20 protein-coding genes and 1 tRNA gene are annotated in these 17,443 nt (G+C 42.3%); 3 read left to right on the top strand and 18 right to left on the bottom strand.

Annotation, left to right across the window (positions count from 1 at the left end; translation table 11 throughout):
* Positions 1–37: 37 nt before the first annotated feature.
* On the bottom strand, positions 38–1,333 hold the full coding sequence (gene rpoN / locus LCL91_RS10280) for an RNA polymerase factor sigma-54 (RefSeq protein WP_224882166.1): 1,296 nt from the start codon (positions 1,331–1,333) through the stop codon (positions 38–40).
* 190 nt (positions 1,334–1,523) lie between these two features.
* Here rpoN and LCL91_RS10275 point away from each other — a divergent pair, with 190 nt between their 5' ends.
* Positions 1,524–1,799, top strand: coding sequence for a hypothetical protein (locus LCL91_RS10275; protein ID WP_224882165.1), 276 nt, complete (start codon positions 1,524–1,526; stop codon positions 1,797–1,799).
* 173 nt (positions 1,800–1,972) lie between these two features.
* Here LCL91_RS10275 and LCL91_RS10270 read toward each other — a convergent pair.
* Positions 1,973–2,051: transfer RNA gene (locus LCL91_RS10270), tRNA-Arg, on the bottom strand.
* Positions 2,052–2,224: 173 nt separating this feature from the next.
* On the opposite strand from LCL91_RS10270, the gene LCL91_RS10265 reads away from it, so the two are divergent.
* Both LCL91_RS10265 and clpP read left to right on the top strand, forming a co-directional pair.
* Positions 2,225–2,611, top strand: coding sequence for a hypothetical protein (locus tag LCL91_RS10265; protein WP_224882164.1), 387 nt, complete (start codon positions 2,225–2,227; stop codon positions 2,609–2,611).
* A 164-nt stretch (positions 2,612–2,775) separates the two neighbouring features.
* Positions 2,776–3,360: an ATP-dependent Clp endopeptidase proteolytic subunit ClpP gene (gene clpP / locus LCL91_RS10260; protein WP_098445023.1), complete on the top strand. Its 585-nt coding sequence runs from the start codon at positions 2,776–2,778 to the stop codon at positions 3,358–3,360.
* Between the two features lie 116 nt (positions 3,361–3,476).
* On the opposite strand, the gene LCL91_RS10255 is transcribed toward clpP, so the two are convergent.
* The 16 genes from LCL91_RS10255 to LCL91_RS10180 form a co-directional block, all read right to left on the bottom strand.
* Complete coding sequence (locus tag LCL91_RS10255; RefSeq protein ID WP_098445024.1) at positions 3,477–3,731, bottom strand: HPr family phosphocarrier protein; 255 nt, start codon at positions 3,729–3,731, stop codon at positions 3,477–3,479.
* A 254-nt stretch (positions 3,732–3,985) separates the two neighbouring features.
* Positions 3,986–4,927: a DNA-binding protein WhiA gene (whiA, locus tag LCL91_RS10250; protein ID WP_159784952.1), complete on the bottom strand. Its 942-nt coding sequence runs from the start codon at positions 4,925–4,927 to the stop codon at positions 3,986–3,988.
* 40 nt (positions 4,928–4,967) lie between these two features.
* Positions 4,968–5,936 (bottom strand): gluconeogenesis factor YvcK family protein, encoded by a 969-nt coding sequence (locus tag LCL91_RS10245; RefSeq protein WP_224882162.1) that lies wholly within the window; start codon positions 5,934–5,936, stop codon positions 4,968–4,970.
* Position 5,937: 1 nt separating this feature from the next.
* Positions 5,938–6,828: an RNase adapter RapZ gene (gene rapZ / locus LCL91_RS10240; protein WP_224882160.1), complete on the bottom strand. Its 891-nt coding sequence runs from the start codon at positions 6,826–6,828 to the stop codon at positions 5,938–5,940.
* Positions 6,829–6,873: 45 nt separating this feature from the next.
* On the bottom strand, positions 6,874–7,347 hold the full coding sequence (locus LCL91_RS10235) for an 8-oxo-dGTP diphosphatase (RefSeq protein ID WP_224882158.1): 474 nt from the start codon (positions 7,345–7,347) through the stop codon (positions 6,874–6,876).
* A gap of 371 nt (positions 7,348–7,718) precedes the next feature.
* On the bottom strand, positions 7,719–8,669 hold the full coding sequence (gene trxB, locus LCL91_RS10230) for a thioredoxin-disulfide reductase (protein ID WP_224882156.1): 951 nt from the start codon (positions 8,667–8,669) through the stop codon (positions 7,719–7,721).
* A gap of 109 nt (positions 8,670–8,778) precedes the next feature.
* Positions 8,779–10,377: a tetratricopeptide repeat protein gene (locus LCL91_RS10225; RefSeq protein ID WP_224882152.1), complete on the bottom strand. Its 1,599-nt coding sequence runs from the start codon at positions 10,375–10,377 to the stop codon at positions 8,779–8,781.
* A gap of 188 nt (positions 10,378–10,565) precedes the next feature.
* On the bottom strand, positions 10,566–10,703 hold the full coding sequence (locus LCL91_RS10220) for a hypothetical protein (protein WP_224882150.1): 138 nt from the start codon (positions 10,701–10,703) through the stop codon (positions 10,566–10,568).
* Between the two features lie 67 nt (positions 10,704–10,770).
* Positions 10,771–11,400: a bifunctional phosphoribosyl-AMP cyclohydrolase/phosphoribosyl-ATP diphosphatase HisIE gene (gene hisIE, locus LCL91_RS10215; protein WP_224882146.1), complete on the bottom strand. Its 630-nt coding sequence runs from the start codon at positions 11,398–11,400 to the stop codon at positions 10,771–10,773.
* Positions 11,397–12,155, bottom strand: coding sequence for an imidazole glycerol phosphate synthase subunit HisF (gene hisF, locus LCL91_RS10210; RefSeq protein WP_159784970.1), 759 nt, complete (start codon positions 12,153–12,155; stop codon positions 11,397–11,399). Before hisF ends, hisIE begins: the two co-directional genes overlap by 4 nt.
* A 2-nt stretch (positions 12,156–12,157) precedes the next feature.
* Entirely contained in the window at positions 12,158–12,877 is a 720-nt protein-coding gene (gene hisA / locus LCL91_RS10205) for a 1-(5-phosphoribosyl)-5-[(5-phosphoribosylamino)methylideneamino]imidazole-4-carboxamide isomerase (protein WP_224882144.1), read from the bottom strand.
* A 1-nt stretch (position 12,878) separates the two neighbouring features.
* Positions 12,879–13,514 carry an imidazole glycerol phosphate synthase subunit HisH gene (gene hisH / locus LCL91_RS10200; RefSeq protein WP_224882143.1) on the bottom strand — a complete coding sequence of 212 codons (636 nt, stop codon included), beginning with the start codon at positions 13,512–13,514 and terminating at the stop codon, positions 12,879–12,881.
* A complete protein-coding gene (gene hisB, locus LCL91_RS10195) occupies positions 13,515–14,108 on the bottom strand; it encodes an imidazoleglycerol-phosphate dehydratase HisB (protein WP_224882142.1) in 594 nt (197 codons plus the stop codon).
* Entirely contained in the window at positions 14,105–15,379 is a 1,275-nt protein-coding gene (gene hisD, locus LCL91_RS10190; RefSeq protein WP_224882141.1) for a histidinol dehydrogenase, read from the bottom strand. The genes hisB and hisD overlap by 4 nt, the downstream gene beginning before the upstream one ends.
* Complete coding sequence (gene hisG, locus LCL91_RS10185) at positions 15,366–16,007, bottom strand: ATP phosphoribosyltransferase (RefSeq protein WP_159784985.1); 642 nt, start codon at positions 16,005–16,007, stop codon at positions 15,366–15,368. Before hisG ends, hisD begins: the two co-directional genes overlap by 14 nt.
* A 2-nt stretch (positions 16,008–16,009) precedes the next feature.
* Positions 16,010–17,188, bottom strand: a complete 1,179-nt coding sequence (locus LCL91_RS10180; protein ID WP_224882140.1) for an ATP phosphoribosyltransferase regulatory subunit — start codon at positions 17,186–17,188, stop codon at positions 16,010–16,012.
* Positions 17,189–17,443 lie beyond the last annotated feature (255 nt).

Below are 17,443 nucleotides of genomic sequence, written 5' to 3'. Positions count from 1 at the left end.
TTTAAACGCAAAAAAAGAGCCACCTTCCCGGCAGCTGTTACGTAAATCGCTTTCGCTTAGATGAACTTAAGATCTTTAATTCGTCTCGATATTTTGCAATTGTTCGTCTTGATACTTCAATTCCACGCTGGATATGAAGAGCTTCTACAATTTTCTGGTCTGATAACGGTTTGAGTTTATTCTCATTCTCCACAAGTTCTTTAATAAAGAGCTTAACACTGGAAGAAGAAGCCCCTTCCCCAGATTCACTCGCTAACTTTGAAGTGAATAAATCTTTTAGTGGGTACAAACCATGTGGCGTTTGAACATATTTACTTTTAATTGCCCGACTTACTGTCGATTCATGGACATGAGCTTCATTAGCTACTTCTTTCAATGTGATCGGTACAAGGTCACTCATGCCATTTCTTAAAAATCCTTGTTGATGGACAATCACAACGCCCATAATTGCCCTTAACGTCTGCTTTCTTTGTTCAATGCTTTTCATTAACCAGCTGACTTGCTGGTATTTGTCCTTCAAATAGTCGGCTGCTTCATTATGTTTAAATGAACGATACGTGTTGCTCACTTTCATTGCCGGCAAATCATCATCAAGCAGTGTAACCGTAAATCGTCCATTTTTCTCTTGGATCATAACATCCGGTACGATGTACGTTGTTTTCTCAGTAAACCACTTCGTTCCTGGACGCGGGTCAAGGTCTGCTACCAAATCTGCCGCCTGTTGAATGTGCTCGACAGGAACGTGGTACTGCTTCGAAAGCTCACGGTATTTCTTTTCTGCTAACGCTTTCAAATGATCAGATACGAGCAATCGAGCAAGTTCAAAGACCTCCCCCTCTTGATTTAGCTGTAAAGAAAGACATTCCGATAAAGAGCGAGCCCCTATACCTGGAGGGTCGAGTAACTGAACCTGTCGTATCGCTTCAGTTAACTCAAATTTGTCACAGTCTAAACAACTCATCACTTCTGTTTCGTTGATTCGTAAGTAGCCACTTTCATCGATGTTATCAATTAAATAATGGACAATTCCAGTTATTTTTTTTGGAAGGTTTATGCACCTCGTCTGCTCGTGAAGCTCATCGTGCAGACTTCTTCTTGTTTCCGCATATTCCAGCGGGTCTTGTCTAGTCCCATTCTCGTAGGAACGTTTTGAAGAACGAACGCCGCTCTCCCATGATGGTGACTGTAATTCAATAAGTGGATTTTCAAGAGCCTGTTCTTTCACGTACTCCAGTAATTCAGCCGTAGAATATTGGAGTATAGAAATCGCTTGATGCAACTGGGTTGTCATGACTAGTTTCGTTGTCTGCTTTTGTATCAATCCTAATTCCATCGCAATCCCTCCACCTTCATCATACTATATCGTTTCATTTTATGGTATGAAAAATCGAAAATGAGCAGAATTTTCTGTTTTTTAATGATGGTTCTTGACACCATTTTTAATAACAATGATGAAATCGCCCGTCCCTCAGTCAAATTTCTACATAAACTGTCTTATAGAGAGAAAAAAGGAGGCAAATGCCATGGATTTAGCGGTATATGGAATTGCTTTGCTTCCAGTCATCATTGGAGTAGTACATCTCTTCAAGGTGTTTGGTTTTCCGGTAAGATTTTTACCCATCCTTTCAATCATCATCGGAATTGTGATGAGTCATGTTTACGTCGAACCGGAAGATTTCAAAAAAGCCTTCTTTATCGGATTATGGCTCGGACTATGCGCTACTGGTATGCACTCAGGCTTTAAACACACGATGAGTGGAACAGGCAGCAAAAGACATGATGATGATCGTGATTGTTAGAAGGCACGACGGATAGCAGAAAGAGTGGACGAGTTCTACTCTTTTTTTCTTTTTCTTATTCAAGAAATCAATCAACAACCGATCGCGTTCTTCTGAATTTGTCTACCATACATAATATAATAAAGTATAAAAAATCCCTCTCGCATCAGCGAAAGGGATTGGAATTATGTATATGGTGCGCCCGGAGGGATTCGAACCCCCGACTGACGCGGTACCGGAAACCACCGCTCTATCCGACTGAGCTACGGGCGCGCTTTATTAGCGCAAAGATTATTATACGGGATCACCCCTTTTTTTGCAAGGTATTTTCCCTGTACCGTTCTTTCATTTGAATGACTTCGTTACTTAAGTCTGAAGCTCTTGACGTGTCAATTATCTCATAGTAAAGTAAAACCAAACACATGTTCTGTTAGGCGGTGGCGATCGTGTTCCAATTAAGTAAAGAAGAATCGAAGGCATTAAGAAACTATCTCTTACTTCCTTACGTAAAAAGAGTGCTGGAAATAGATATGAAATGGGTACAACATTCTAGAGTGAAGCTTCCGCGCCCTTACCTGGAACTGATTCGATCAGCTATGTCACTTGCCTCAACTGATTTAAAATGGGCAAAAGCCATTCTCCATGAAAAAGGAATTCGCGTGTACATTGAAGAAACTAAAGAAGACGTTATCATTTGCAAAGTCTTTTGCCGTGGCTACAATCAAACATACCGATATTCATCTATCCAAATTCGTAACCAGGTAGAGAGAAGAATTCTAACTTATTTTGTATCAGATGAGCGCCTCAAAAAAAGGAGCACGCGGTCTGTTTAAAATAAGGTGAGGCGGGGAAAATGGATGTAGATAGAGAAAGAAAAACACTACTACCTTACCCTTTTCAAAAATAGCACAGCACATTATTTGACCTATATTGACCTTTTAGGTATGATGAACGTACAGCAACTACATATTCCATAAAAATAAAGGAGGAATTTTAAATGGTTTTAATTCCAACGGTAATTGAACAAACAAACCGCGGTGAAAGAGCGTACGACATTTATTCTCGTCTTCTTAAGGACCGTATTATTATGCTAGGAACAGCAATTGACGACAACGTTTCTAACGCTGTAGTCGCTCAGCTTCTTTTCCTTGCTGCAGAAGATCCTGATAAAGATATCTCACTTTACATTAACAGCCCTGGTGGTTCAATCACAGCAGGTATGGCGATTTACGATACAATGCAATTCATCAAGCCTAAAGTATCAACAATCTGTATCGGTATGGCTGCATCCATGGGTGCCTTCCTTCTTGCTGCTGGTGAGCCTGGAAAGCGTTATGCGCTCCCAAACAGTGAAGTAATGATTCACCAACCGCTCGGTGGTACCCAAGGTCAGGCTTCTGACATTGAAATTCACGCAAAACGCATTATTCAAATGCGCGAAAAGCTGAACAAAATTCTTTCTGAACGTACAGGTCAACCACTTGAAACAATTGATCGCGACACAGATCGTGACCGTTTCATGGAAGCAACAGAAGCGAAAGAATACGGCTTAATTGATGAAGTAATGGAAAAGAAAGCATAAACTAGTTTGAATCGAGCCTTTCCTCACTGAGGAAAGGCTCTTTTTTACGCAAAAATTCTTTAGGACAACAAAAAAACGAAGGCTACCGCTTGCACTTAGCGGTAAGCCTTCGCTCTTTAATCTTTCTGCACAAAATCCATGAGTGATGACATAGCATCCTCTTCGTCATTACCATCGACAGTTAAAATAACAGAAGCTCCTGTTCCAACTGCAAGGCTCATGATACCCATAATGCTTTTGGCGTTCACTTTCTTTCCATCTTTTTCAAGGAAAATATCCGCGTTAAAACGGTTTGCTTCCTGTACGAAAAGGGCTGCAGGTCGAGCTTGTAATCCTGTCTCTAATGTCACAACAACTTCTTTTTGAACCACTTGTTCATTCCTCCCCTTATTTATAACTGCTGATAAGAAAAACGGATCGAGGACTCTTATTTAGCGAGTGTAAAAACGAGTATCAGCAGATGGTCGTTTTCCCTCAAAATAAGTAAGCGCTATCTCAGACTGTGAAAAATTTAGAAAAACCTCATTCCCTGCGCTATGAGGGAATGAATGTTTTTCTTTAACCCTGCTTTCCTTCTAGTCGGAAAGCTACTGTCCACCAGTAGTCAAGACTATGGTGAGGACGACTATGAAATTGGCTTACCGTTACGAAGCTTATCAGCAATTTGGTCAATTTTTCTCAATCTGTGATTGATTCCGGATTTGCTAATTGCTCCACCCGTGACCATCTCGCCAAGCTCTTTTAATGTTACATCCTGGTGTTTCACTCGAAGTTCCGCAATCTCCCTTAATTTATCAGGAAGAATTTCAAGCCCAACTTCTTTTTGGATAAAGCGGATGTTCTCAACCTGCCGAAAAGCTGCACCGACTGTCTTATTCAAATTGGCTGTCTCACAATTCACAATCCGATTAACAGAATTTCGCATATCTTTCATGATGCGGACATCTTCAAAGTAAAGCAGCGCCTGATGGGCCCCGACAACACTTAAAAACTCTGTAATCTTTTCACCTTCTTTGATATAGACGATGTAACCTTTCTTTCGCTCAAGCATCTTCGCATTTAAACCAAATTCATTCATTAAGTTACAAAGTGACTCTGTATGCTCTTCATACATGGAGAAGATCTCCAGATGGTAAGAGGTTTCAGGGTGATTAATGGAACCCCCAGCAAGAAATGCTCCTCTTAGATAAGAGCGTTTACAACAGGCCTTTTTCGTAAAGTCACTCGAAATCGTTCTAGTAAACGTAAATGCATTATCCATAATGCCGAGATCTTCAAGAAGCTCTCTCGCTTTTGCTGAGACCCGAACAATGTAAACATTGTTTTTCTTCAATCTCATCTTCTTACGGACAAGCAGTTCAACATCATAATTATAAATCCGCTTAATAAGCGTATAAATCCTTCTTGCAATGGCAGCATGTTCTGTCGGAATGTTTAAAATCAACTGTCTGTTTCCAAACGAAATGGATCCATTCATTCGTATAAGAGCTGCTAGTTCTGATCTTGCACAACAAGGTTTGCTTTCTAACTGCGTTAATTCTTTCTTTGTATCAGCAGCAAATGACATTGCCATCCCCCCTTTTTCATGCAGGGGCCCCACTGACCCATCATGCTCTTCTATCGTCTAATAAAGATAGAAGAATCGATGATATTTTTTTCGCATCATGGCGTACATATTTCTCATCGTATTGGATAATTTTATCACTGATTACATGAAAACCAAAGCTCTTCAGACGATTTTCGTCATATTGCACAACCTCTGCTCGTTCTTGTGCATAACGTTTTTCATAAAAAGAGGGAATCATTTCTTCATTTACAATAATCGTATCCATAAGTTTATAGCCAATGTGATCAATGAGTGCCTGCACGTGGTCACTCGCCGTATAATTTTCTGTTTCGCCTAACTGAGTCATAACGTTACAAACATATACTTTTCTTGCTTTTGCCTGCTGAATTTCTTTCGCGATGCCTGGCACAAGTAAATTCGGTAAAATGCTTGTATATAAACTACCTGGTCCAAGTACAATTAAATCTGCTTCACGAATGGCTCGAATCGATTCGGGTAGCGCTTTGATCCCTGGTGGTGAAAGAAACACTCGTTTAATTGCTTTGTTTGCCTTTGGAATTTGGGATTCACCTTGTACAAACGTTCCATCACGCATTTCCGCATGTAACACAATGCTTTGATTCGATGCAGGGAGAACTTCACCACGTACGTTCAAGACGCGACACATTTCTCTTACGCCTTTTACAAAGTCTCCGGTAATATCGGTCATGGCTGCGAGCATTAAGTTGCCAAGAGAATGACCAGACAAACCATTTCCGTTTTTAAAACGATGCTGCATCAATCCCTCTAATAATGGTTCAACTTCAGATAAAGCTGTAATAACATTTCGCACATCGCCTGGAGGAGGAATATCAAACTCGTCACGCAATCGACCTGAACTACCTCCATCGTCGGCTACTGTTACTATGGCAGTGATGTCGACAGGAAACTTTTTAAGTCCACGTAGAAGTACCGATAGGCCTGTTCCTCCGCCAATGACGACAGCCTTTGGCAGATTAGTCTCATCCATATTATTTGTGACCCTTCCCTTTTTCAATATCCCGATGCGTAATATTTGTTCGATACTCTGATTCAAAGTGATGGCCGATGTGTTCAGCAAAAGCAACAGAACGATGCTTTCCGCCCGTGCAGCCAATGCCGATAACTAGCTGACTCTTTCCTTCTCTCTTATATTGCGGGAGCATATAGGCAAGCATATCAATTAACTTCTCAAGAAAGATTTGTGTTTCCTTCCACTTAAATACATAGTTCGCGACTTCTTCTTCCACACCTGTTTTTGGACGCAAATGCTCCACATAATGAGGGTTTGGAAGAAAGCGAATATCAAATACAAGGTCAGCATCAATCGGAATGCCGTATTTAAAGCCAAATGACATCACGTTTACGCCAAAGTTTTCTTTTTCATTGTTCGAAAAGCGCTCCATGATTTTCTCTCGAAGTTGCACCGGTTTAATATCGCTTGTATCAATAATTTGTTGAGAGCGGCCTTTCAACTCTTCCAACATTTCACGTTCTTTTTGGATACCTTCCAGTGGCAAACCTTCTGGTGCCAGCGGATGAGAGCGCCTTGTTTCTTTATAGCGTCTGACGAGTGTGGAGTCTTTTGAATCAAGGAAGAGCACTTCTGCATCCAAGCGATCATGTGAATCCAAATGATCAACGGCTTCCACTAGATGATCAAAGAAATCTCCGCCGCGTAAGTCCATCACGAGCGCTACTTTATTTAACTTTCCTTCTGATCCGTCAACCATTTCAACGAACTTCGGTAAGAGAGCTGGCGGCAGGTTATCAATACAGAAGTAGCCAATATCCTCAAAACACTGCATCGCAACCGTTTTACCCGCACCACTCATTCCTGTAATAATGACCATATGAATGCGTTTATCGATTAAATCGGTCATTTTCCCCACTCCGTTTCTCAATTTCTCTTATTGGTACACGTTTTATTAAGACGGGTCTAGTCGATAAGAAAGTAATTTGAAGTCGGGGGTATAGGTGAACGTTCCATAAATAATTCCATGGCCTTTCATCATATAGTCAAGAATATGATAATCTCCCGGAGCCATTGGAAGGTCACTCACATCATCTGTTTTTACCCAAGCTACTTTTCCTTCTGCTGACTTTTCTACTGATTCCCCATCGTATTCCGTTGCAAGAAACGTAAACATCATCCATTCAGACTTAGTTACTTCATTTTCTTTAATAATGAATGTGAAAATCCCCTTAAGTTTAGGGTTCTTTAAATAGACACCAGTTTCTTCTCGGAACTCGCGAATCACCGAATCACGGATGGATTCTTCCGATTCCATCTTTCCACCTGGTGCAACCCACCAACCTCGGCGCGGCTTTTGTAGTAAGAGTACGCGATCATTTGCTTCGTCGTTTAAAATGCAGTTTGTTACTCGTTGCACAATTGTCACCTCAATTCAATCATCCTGTTAGTATACGAAAGCCTGAAAGAAGCTCAGACTTCAAGATTTTCTACCCATAGTATACTATGATTGCTGACCATGAACAATGAGAGCGGTTTGGATTAGCCATGAAGATTTATCTCATTCAGGCAAAAAAAGAGCACGGTGCATAAATGCCCGTGCAAAAGAGTGAATCTATTTAAAGGGGGTTAAATCTATTACTAGTTTACCCCATTTGTATTTCACCGCTGTTACAGCAAAATTAAAAGGGAATGACGCGGTGACAGGCACCACCCGATACCGCTCGAAGGCTGTCGAAACGGGTTTTAATGCAAGCTATAAAGAAAAAGCAGAGGGTCGCCCTCTGCTTTTATACCGAATTAGACTAGCGCTTCTTTTCCAGCATCTTCTAATGATTCAATGTAGTGCTGAACAGATTGCGCAGCAATACTACCATCGCCAGTTGCCGTTACGATTTGACGAAGCATTTTGTCACGAATGTCACCTGCTGCATAGATACCAGGAACCTTCGTCGCCATGTTTTCGTCTGTCACGATATAGCCTTCTTCGTTTGTAATATTAAGACCGCTAACAGCTTGGTTTAATGGAAGCATACCGATGTAAATAAAGACACCATCCGCGCTGAATTCACGCTCTTCACCAGTTACTGTGTTTACAAGAAGCGTTTTATTCACTTTACCATTTTCACCCAGAATCTCTTTCACCGTATGGTTCCAGATGAAATCAATTTTTTCGTTATCAAACGCGCGCTGTTGAAGAATTTTCTGTGCTCGTAGCTGATCACGTCTGTGTACAATGGTTACTTTAGAAGCAAACCGTGTAAGATACACGCCTTCCTCAACGGCTGAATCTCCACCACCTACGACAACAAGCTCTTTGTTCTTAAAGAAAGCTCCGTCACAAACCGCGCAATAAGAAACACCACGGCCGCTATACTCTGCTTCTCCAGGAACACCAATCTTCTTGTATTCTGCACCACTCGTTACAATAATGGCTTTTGCATGAAATTCTTGATTTCCTGATACGACTGTCTTGTAGTCACCGTTATCACGAATTTCTTTCACATCACCATATTGATATTGAGCGCCAAATTTCTTCGCGTGCTCAAACATTTTCGTAGAAAGGTCTGGACCAAGAATGCTATCAAAACCTGGATAGTTTTCTACATCTTCTGTATTTGCCATTTGTCCGCCCGGAATCCCGCGTTCAATCATAAGAACGTCGAGATTAGCACGAGAAGTGTATACAGCTGCAGTCATACCTGCAGGTCCGGCACCGACAATAATGACATCATAAATTTTTTCACTCATCTGCTTCACTTCCTTCACGTTTCTATCATTAGATTATATTGATTATCAAAAAATAATATTTCTTATTTAGAATCATATCTGATTGTTGGTCAAAAGTCTACCAGTCTGCTCAAACGCCCTTTGTTTCAAGTAAGTCCGTTAACTTTTTACGATACGCATAGACAGTCGATCCAGAGACATCAAATGCTTTGGCGACTTCGATTTGAGTGACATTGGTTTGTTTTACTTTATGCCACATGTAAAACATCGCAGCAGCAGTTGCTTTCACGTTTTGAAAGGCTTTGCCACTACTTGAAAGTTTAACATAACAAGGTAACCAGATCATCGCAATTAGCTCATGCAAATCTGAGTCACTAATATCAGTCTGTTCGAGCTCAGCGATAATACGCATACCTGATCGTACGTACTCAGGAAAATCGGTCTGCGTTCGAACGGTATACGCTTTTTCTCCATCGACGATTTGAACGGCATCGTCAGAAAGTGTAATGGCAATATACGCCGAAAGCTCCTTAACAAGAAGAGGTTCATCCTTACGTTTACAATAAGTTTGTAAGATTGAAGCACTTTCTGGATCTCGCCTCGTATAGAGAAGCATGAGATGAGTCATTCTGGCGTGATAATCATGTTTTCCGTCATGCTTCTCATCTTCTTGAGGCATTTGAGACCGATAGCTAACCTGGCTTTTAAGAAGCGTACCTGCTTCTAGCTCTGTGAGATAACGCGACGCCATTTCATTTGCCGCGTCAACACGTTGAACCTTCTTCCAGTAGCGTTTTGCAAGGTCAGGACGATCAAGCTGAAACGCTGAAACAGCGATCCAATGATAAAAGGGCACGTCCCACACATGTCTTGTATTCTCCACTTTACGAAGCCAGTGAAAAGCAAGTTCATGTTCACCTAAAAACCCAAACGTGCTTCCTAATTTATAAGAATGATCTGGATGGATCGGATAGACATTTTTCAGTCTTTCGAGCATCACATCACGTTTAACATATTGTCCAAGGAAATCATAGAAAAGCGTTAAGTTACAAACCGCGTTTAGATTCCCTTCATTTTTCGTTAAGACGTCATCGAGTACTTCGACGGCTTCCTCATACTGCTCACTATAAAAATAAGCGAGGGCAAGGTTATTGTAAGCAGGCCAAAACTCAGAATAAACTTCTGTCATCCGCTCAAGTAACTCAATCGCTTCAAGAAAATGTCCCGCTTCAATCGCTTTACGAGCGGCTTCATGCTCTTGAATCAGCTGTTCTTCTTCGCCGATTTCTTGTGGAATATTCTCAGATTGCTCGAACAAAATCAGATCAACTAACTCTTCGGCATCTTCCATGAACTCACCTTCTGGTTCATACTCAAGATAAGCTCTTGCATGCTCTTCCGTTTGTTTAAACAGACCCATATGTGCAAAGTTGTTCGCAAGGAAAAAGTAGCAATCATAGTATTCAGGATCTAGATCGTCAAGAACAAATTTCAGCCATTCATTTGATGCTTCATATTCGCCTAATTCCGACAGGACCGCTGCAAGTTGACATATATAATCGACTTCTTCGGGGACAAGTTTAACCGCACGTTCAAGATGCTGTCTTGCTTTATCCAAATTCCGTTGCTGATAGGCTCTCATAGCCTTTTTATAAAAATAATCTCCGTCCTGAACGAACGGAATCAGTCGGCCTTTCATTTCCGAAGAAGCATGAAGTTCTTTCCTCATGTTTCCCCCCAATAATCTTTCTTCAAGTAATTCTATTACCAGTCATATCCGTTCAAAAGTATAACATACATCTACTTCCAATCGTAAAAGAAAATAAGTAGAAAAAACTGGCTAAATGCTCAGGTACGCTCTTCGAATCGTTTTGGTCTAATGCACCCCAAAATAAAAACGAGCTCTTCGGCTCGTTTTTATTTCCACATATCTTTTTTGCGCTTTGAGATTTCTTGCGCAATAAAACCAATTCCCATTCCAAGCAGCACACCAGGGCCTGGTTCACCGAGAAAAAGTCCAATAGCAAGTCCCACAAACATGAACCCTACAAACATGTAACCTCTCTCCATTTCTCGTAATTGAATTTACTCTTGTCTACGAATGGGAGAGAAAGAAGTTTCATTATTTTGAAGCGTGTCGTTCCTCAAGTACCTGAAGAACGTCATCGAGCGCACATTCCTGCTCTCTCAACAACACCATCAAATGGAAAATCAAGTCGGCTGATTCCCACGTAAGTTCTTGGTGGTCGCGGTTTTTTGCTGCAATGATGACTTCGGAAGCTTCTTCGCCAACCTTCTTTAGAATCTTATCAACACCTTCATTAAAGAGATATGTTGTATAAGCTCCATCAGGACGCTCAGCTTCTCTTTTAGCAATCGTTTGTTCGAGTGTATTGAGGATAGCAAAACGATCCCCATTTGACTTTGGTTCTTCTGAAAGAAGAGATTCACTGAAACAAGAGTAAGTCCCTTTATGACAGGCCGGTCCCTCGGGATTTACAAGCACAAGCACTGCGTCTTGATCACAATCATAGCGAAGATCAAGAACGGTCTGCGTATTGCCTGAAGTCTCTCCCTTATGCCAGAGTTCTTCGCGTGAACGGCTGTAAAACCACGTTTCCTTTGTTTCAATTGTTTTCGTTAGTGACTCTTTGTTCATATAAGCTAGCGTTAACACTTCTTTACTCGCTACATCCTGTACAATCGCTGGCACAAGGCCTTTTTCATCAAATTGAATCATTTCGGTATTCATCGAATCGCCACCCCGTTTTGTTTTAAGTAATCTTTCACATGCGATAGTGAGGTTTCTTTATAGTGGAAGATTGATGCGGCTAAAGCAGCATCTGCTGAAGCATCGTGGAAGACCTCGAGAAAGTCTTCAGAAGACCCTGCTCCTCCTGATGCAATGACAGGAATGGAAACAGCTTCGCCAATCGCTTTCGTTAGAGGAACATCAAACCCATCTTTACTTCCGTCCGCATTCATACTTGTTAATAGAATTTCGCCAGCACCCATTTCCTGAGCTTTGATCGCCCACTCAACAGCATCCCATTCCGTTGCCGTACGACCACCGTGGGTATAAACGCGCCATGAATTTGTTTCTTCTTCCCACTTTGCGTCAATTGCAACGACCATGCACTGTGTTCCAAAATAATCGGCGCCTTCACGAATTAATTCCGGACGAAGAACAGCGGCTGTATTCATCGATACTTTATCAGCTCCGGCACGAAGCACTCGTTTCATATCTTCAAGCTTATTAATTCCACCGCCAACGGTAAAAGGAATAGCAAGTTCCGCTGCCACCTGTCGCACTACATCGACCATCGTTTCTCTTCCTTCATGAGAAGCAGAGATATCTAAAAAAACAAGCTCGTCTGCACCTTCCTCATCGTACACTCTCGCTAATTCAACAGGATCACCGGCATCTCTAAGCCCTACAAACTGGATGCCTTTCACAACGCGGCCGTCTTTCACATCCAGGCACGGGATAATTCGTTTCGTCAGCATCCCTAGACCTCCAGCGCTTGTTTTAAAGTAAATTGATTCGTGTAGAGAGCTTTTCCGATAATTGCACCACTAATGGAATCACTTCTTTGTTCAAGACTTTTCACATCATCAAGGTTGCTGATCCCACCTGAAGCAATCACGTCTTTACCGGTAGCCTCACCAAGCTCAGCAATTGCTTCAACGTTTGGACCTGATAGCATTCCGTCTTTTGAAATATCCGTAAAAATGAAAACCTCTGCGCCATGCTCAGCAAGCTCTTTTCCAAGATCGACTGCTTTGATTTCGGATGTTTTTAGCCAGCCTTCAACTGCGACATATCCATCTCTTGCATCAATTCCGATCGCAATCTTTTCTTTATATTTCGCGAGCATTCTTTTCACAAAGTCTGGATCAGATATGGCACTGCTACCGAGAATAATCCGATCAACACCGTTTTCAAGGTAATAAGCAACGTCTTCTTCCGTTCGAATTCCTCCTCCAACTTGAACACGCGCCGATAAGTTGTTGGCCACCTCAAGAACGTGGCGATCATTTACACGCTTTCCCTCTCTTGCCCCGTCAAGATCAACCATATGAATCCACTCGGCTCCATCATCAGCAAATTGCTTTGCCATATCAAAAGGCGAATCGCCGTAAACCGTTTCTTTATCGTAATCACCTTGCAAAAGACGTACACATTTGCCGCCTCTCATATCAATAGCAGGATAAATGGTAATTGGCATCTTATGCGTCATTCCTTTCTACGTATTGGGCATAGTTTTTTAGAATCGTAAGACCAGCATGACTGCTTTTCTCCGGATGGAACTGGGTGCCAAACACCTTCCCTTTACCAACAACAGCCGGAACTTCCTCAGCATAATCAGCTGTTGAAATTAAAACATCACGATCATCTGTATCCACATAATAGGAGTGCACAAAATACACGTGCTCATCACCGACACCATTCATTAAAAAGGAATCAGGCTGATGAATCACTAGCTTGTTCCACCCCATATGCGGAACTTTATAGGCATTACCAAACGCATCTTTGCCAGGAAACTTCTTTACTTTACCCGGTAAAAAAGAGAAGCCCTCCGCATACCCATTTTCATCACTTTCTTCAAAAAGAAGCTGCATGCCAAGACAAATGCCAAGTAACGGTTTACCTGCTTCCACTTCTTTTTCAATAAAAGCTTTTAACCCCGTTTCCGTTAAAATCGCCATCGCATCACGAAAAGAACCAACTCCAGGAAGGAGAAGTCCAGTCGCTTTGGCGAGCTCCTTCTCATCCTCTGAAACAAAATAGTCATAACCGAGACGCTCTAGTGCCTTACTTACGCTGTATAAATTCCCCATCCCGTAGTCAATAATACCGATCATTTAAAGCATTCCTTTCGTTGATGGCACACCTTTTACTCTGGGATCGATTAGCGTTGCCTCATCTAGAGCACGTCCGAGTGCTTTAAAAATAGCTTCAATAATGTGGTGTGTATTGTGTCCGTAGTGAACAATCACGTGTAAGTTCATTCTTGCTTCAATCGCAAGCTTCCACAAAAACTCATGCACCAATTCAGTATCAAACGTTCCAACACGATTCGATGGAAGTTCCACACGATATTCAAGGTGTGGTCGGTTGCTTAGATCTACGACAACCTGAGCAAGCGCATCATCCATCGGAACAAACGCATTGCCATATCGCTTAATGCCTTCTTTTGACCCAAGCGCCTGTTTTAGTGCTTCACCAAGGCAAATTCCAATGTCTTCTGTTGTGTGGTGATCATCAACTTCTGTGTCCCCATTTGCCGCAATCGCTAAATCAAACTTGCCATGCTTCGTGAACAAATCAAGCATGTGAGTAAGAAAAGGGACACCGGTTTGCAAATCAGTTTTTCCACTTCCGTCTACCCCAAAGGATAAGTTAATCGATGTTTCAGAGGTTTCTCTTGAAATGGAACTTTTTCTTTCTTCGCTCATTTTAAATCCTCCAATCGAAGTTCAACAGCTCTTGCGTGAGCATCAAGCCCTTCAAGCTTAGCCAGCGCTGCGATGCTGTTACCGTTCTTTCTCAATGCTTCTTTACTATAAGAAATAACGCTTGATTTTTTAATAAAGTCATCTACTGACAATGGACTTGAAAATCGGGCGGTTCCATTCGTTGGGAGAACGTGATTAGGTCCAGCAAAATAATCCCCAACTGGCTCGGAGCTATATGGCCCAAGGAAAATCGCTCCAGCGTGACGAATTTTCCCTAGCAGCGTCATCGGCTCATCGACCATAATTTCAAGGTGCTCAGGCGCAAGTTCATTTACAGCTTCAACCGCTTCCGCAAGGTGATCCACAACATAAATCATGCCATAATCCTCAATCGACGTTGCGGCAATGTCGGCGCGCGGAAGTGCAACGAGCTGTTGCTTCACTTCTTCCTGTACGCGCTCAGCAAGAGCAGATGATGTTGTGACAAGAACGGCGCTTGCCCGCTCATCATGTTCAGCTTGGGATAAAAGATCTGCTGCAACATAAGCTGGATTCGCCTGTTCATCAGCTAACACAACGATTTCACTTGGACCAGCGATCATATCAATATCGACGATCCCAAACACTTCTCGTTTCGCAAGTGCAACGAAGATGTTACCCGGTCCTACAATTTTATCAACCGGGGAAATTGTTTCGGTCCCGTATGCGAGTGCCGCAACTGCTTGAGCGCCGCCTACTTTAAAAATTTCCGTAACGCCTACTTCATTTGCTGCAACAAGAACACCAGAAGGGACATTTCCCTCTGCATCAGGCGGTGTGACCATTGCAATTCGCTTTACACCCGCAGCGATGGCCGGAATGACGTTCATGAGTACCGAAGAGGGATAAGCGGCTTTTCCACCAGGAACATAGACGCCAACAGAATCAAGTGGCGTCACTTTTTGTCCTAGCATTGTACCGTCTTCAGCCGTCGTAAACCAGGACTGACGGCGCTGACGCTCGTGAAACGTTTGGATGTTCTTTGCAGCCTGTCTAATCGTTGTGATGAGTTCATCAGATAAATCGGTATAGGCGCTTTCGATTTCTTCAGCTGAAACGCGCAGTTCAGTTAAGTCTGCTCCATCAAACTTCTTTGTGTTTTCCTTAATCGCTTCATCACCAGTCGCTTTCACTTGTGAAAGAATCGAAAGAACAGCCTGACGCTGCTCTTCCGTTCCTTGCTCAATCGAGCGTTTAATGGAAATGCCTTCATTACGATTAACGATTTTCATCTGCACTCTCTCCTTCCACAACTGCTGAAAGACGTTCGACCATATCGTCAATAATGGCATCTTTCGTTCGATAGCTTACTGGGTTCACAATAAAGCGCGATGTGATTGGCTCAATAAATGCCGTTTCCATTAAGCCGTTTTCTGTTAAGGTTCGACCTGTTGAAACAATATCAACGATGCGATCCGCTAGACCAATCAGTGGCGCAAGCTCAATCGATCCGTTTAGCTTAATGATTTCAACTTGCTCACCCTGCTGACGGAAGTAATTTGACGCAACGTTCGGATATTTTGTTGCGATTTTCGGTGCCACCCCTTTAATAGGACCATCTGAGAGTCCTGCAACCGCGAGATAACAACCGCTAATTTTCAGATCAAGCACTTCATACACATTCCGTTCTTCTTCAAGCATCACGTCTTTCCCAGCGATTCCAACGTCAGCTACGCCGTGTTCCACATAAGTTGGAACATCCATTGGTTTCGCTAAAATAAAACGAAGATTTTCTTCTTCTATATCAATGATTAACTTCCGTGAATCATCAAACTCAGGGGGAAGTTGATAACCTGCATTTCGAAGCAATTCAACTGCTTCTTCAAAAATACGCCCTTTCGGCATGGCCATCGTTAGCATGATTACATCCCCTTTCCGCTCTTACCGATTAAATAGGTTACATCTTCAAAACGCTCAGAGTAAGCATCAAGATTCGTTATACCGCTTAACTCCTGCACAACAACTTTCTCGCCATCCGCTCGTCGTTCTGACGCCTGTTGAATGGCTTCTTCTCTTCGTTCAGGGCTGAAGATAATGGCATTAGGCAAGCGCTCATGATCCGTTACCCCTAGTGCTTCCGCAAGATGATCAAGGCGAATACCAAAACCCGTTGCCTGAGCTGGACGATCAAAGCGCTCGAGCAACTCATCGTAACGTCCTCCATTACTTAGAGGCACGCCAAGGTTGTTCGCATACCCTTCAAATACAACGCCTGTGTAATAACTCATATGACTTACAAGTGTAAAATCAAATTTTACTTGATCTGAAACACCATAAGCTTTGAGCGTATGTAAGAGTGTGCGAAGCTCATTAAGCACTCGTTCACCAGCTTCATTTGGAAGAAGTTCAATCGCTTCTTCTAATTTTGATCCATCACCACGAATCGTCAGTAATGCCATTAATCTTTTTTGATCAATTGTGGATAGCGGCATTTCCCGAACATGCTGACGGTAGCCTACATAATTTTTCTCATATAAATAACGGCGAAGGACAGCCGCTCGTTCTTCATTTCCAACGATTGAAAGAAACAGTTCTTGAATAAAACCAACGTGCCCAATGGCGATTTGAAAATCTTCAAGGCCTGCTTCTTCTAAAACAGCAGCCATTAATGCAATCACTTCTGCATCAGCACTAGTTGTCCGATCTCCGATTAACTCGACGCCGATTTGTTCAAATTCAGCGGGTTTCCCACCTTCGTCTTCCTGTGCGCGAAACACATTGGAATCATAGGCAAGCCGTAGTGGAAACGGTTCGTTTTTAAGACTTGAAGCTGCCACACGAGCAATTGGGGCCGTCATGTCGGGTCTTAAGACGAGCGTATTGCCACGCTGGTCAAGTAGTTTAAAAAGCTGCTGATCAAGAATGGCAGAAGCTTCGCCTACCGTTTCATAGTACTCTAGCGTGGGGGTGTTCATAAAACGATAGCCCCATCCCTCTGTTACACGCTGAATCTTTTCACGAATGCTTGTTTTCAAGTCATATAGGACCGGTAGCGTATCGCGCATACCGAGCGGTTTCTCAAATACGAATGGTCTTGTCATTTTGTGCACCTCACATTTCCTTTAGTTCGCTAACATACTAACAAGATGAAGTTATTTGTAGTTTACACGGCTTTATTTTTTTCGTCAACCAATAAGGGGCATTATTCCCTTTACTCCTTTTCTGTACTCCAATGTGAATTACCTTTATTTTTTAGGTGATCTTAAAGAATGATGTCGATTTTTGGGTTACTGTCTCATAATTGTGATCACTTCTTCGTAGATTGGGGTAATAACTATGATAGAAACTTTCTTTTC

This window comes from Guptibacillus hwajinpoensis, from assembly GCF_020171785.1.
GTDB classification, from domain to species: Bacteria; Bacillota; Bacilli; order Bacillales; family Guptibacillaceae; genus Guptibacillus; species Guptibacillus sedimenti.
This window is presented reverse-complemented; position numbering and strand designations above follow the sequence as displayed.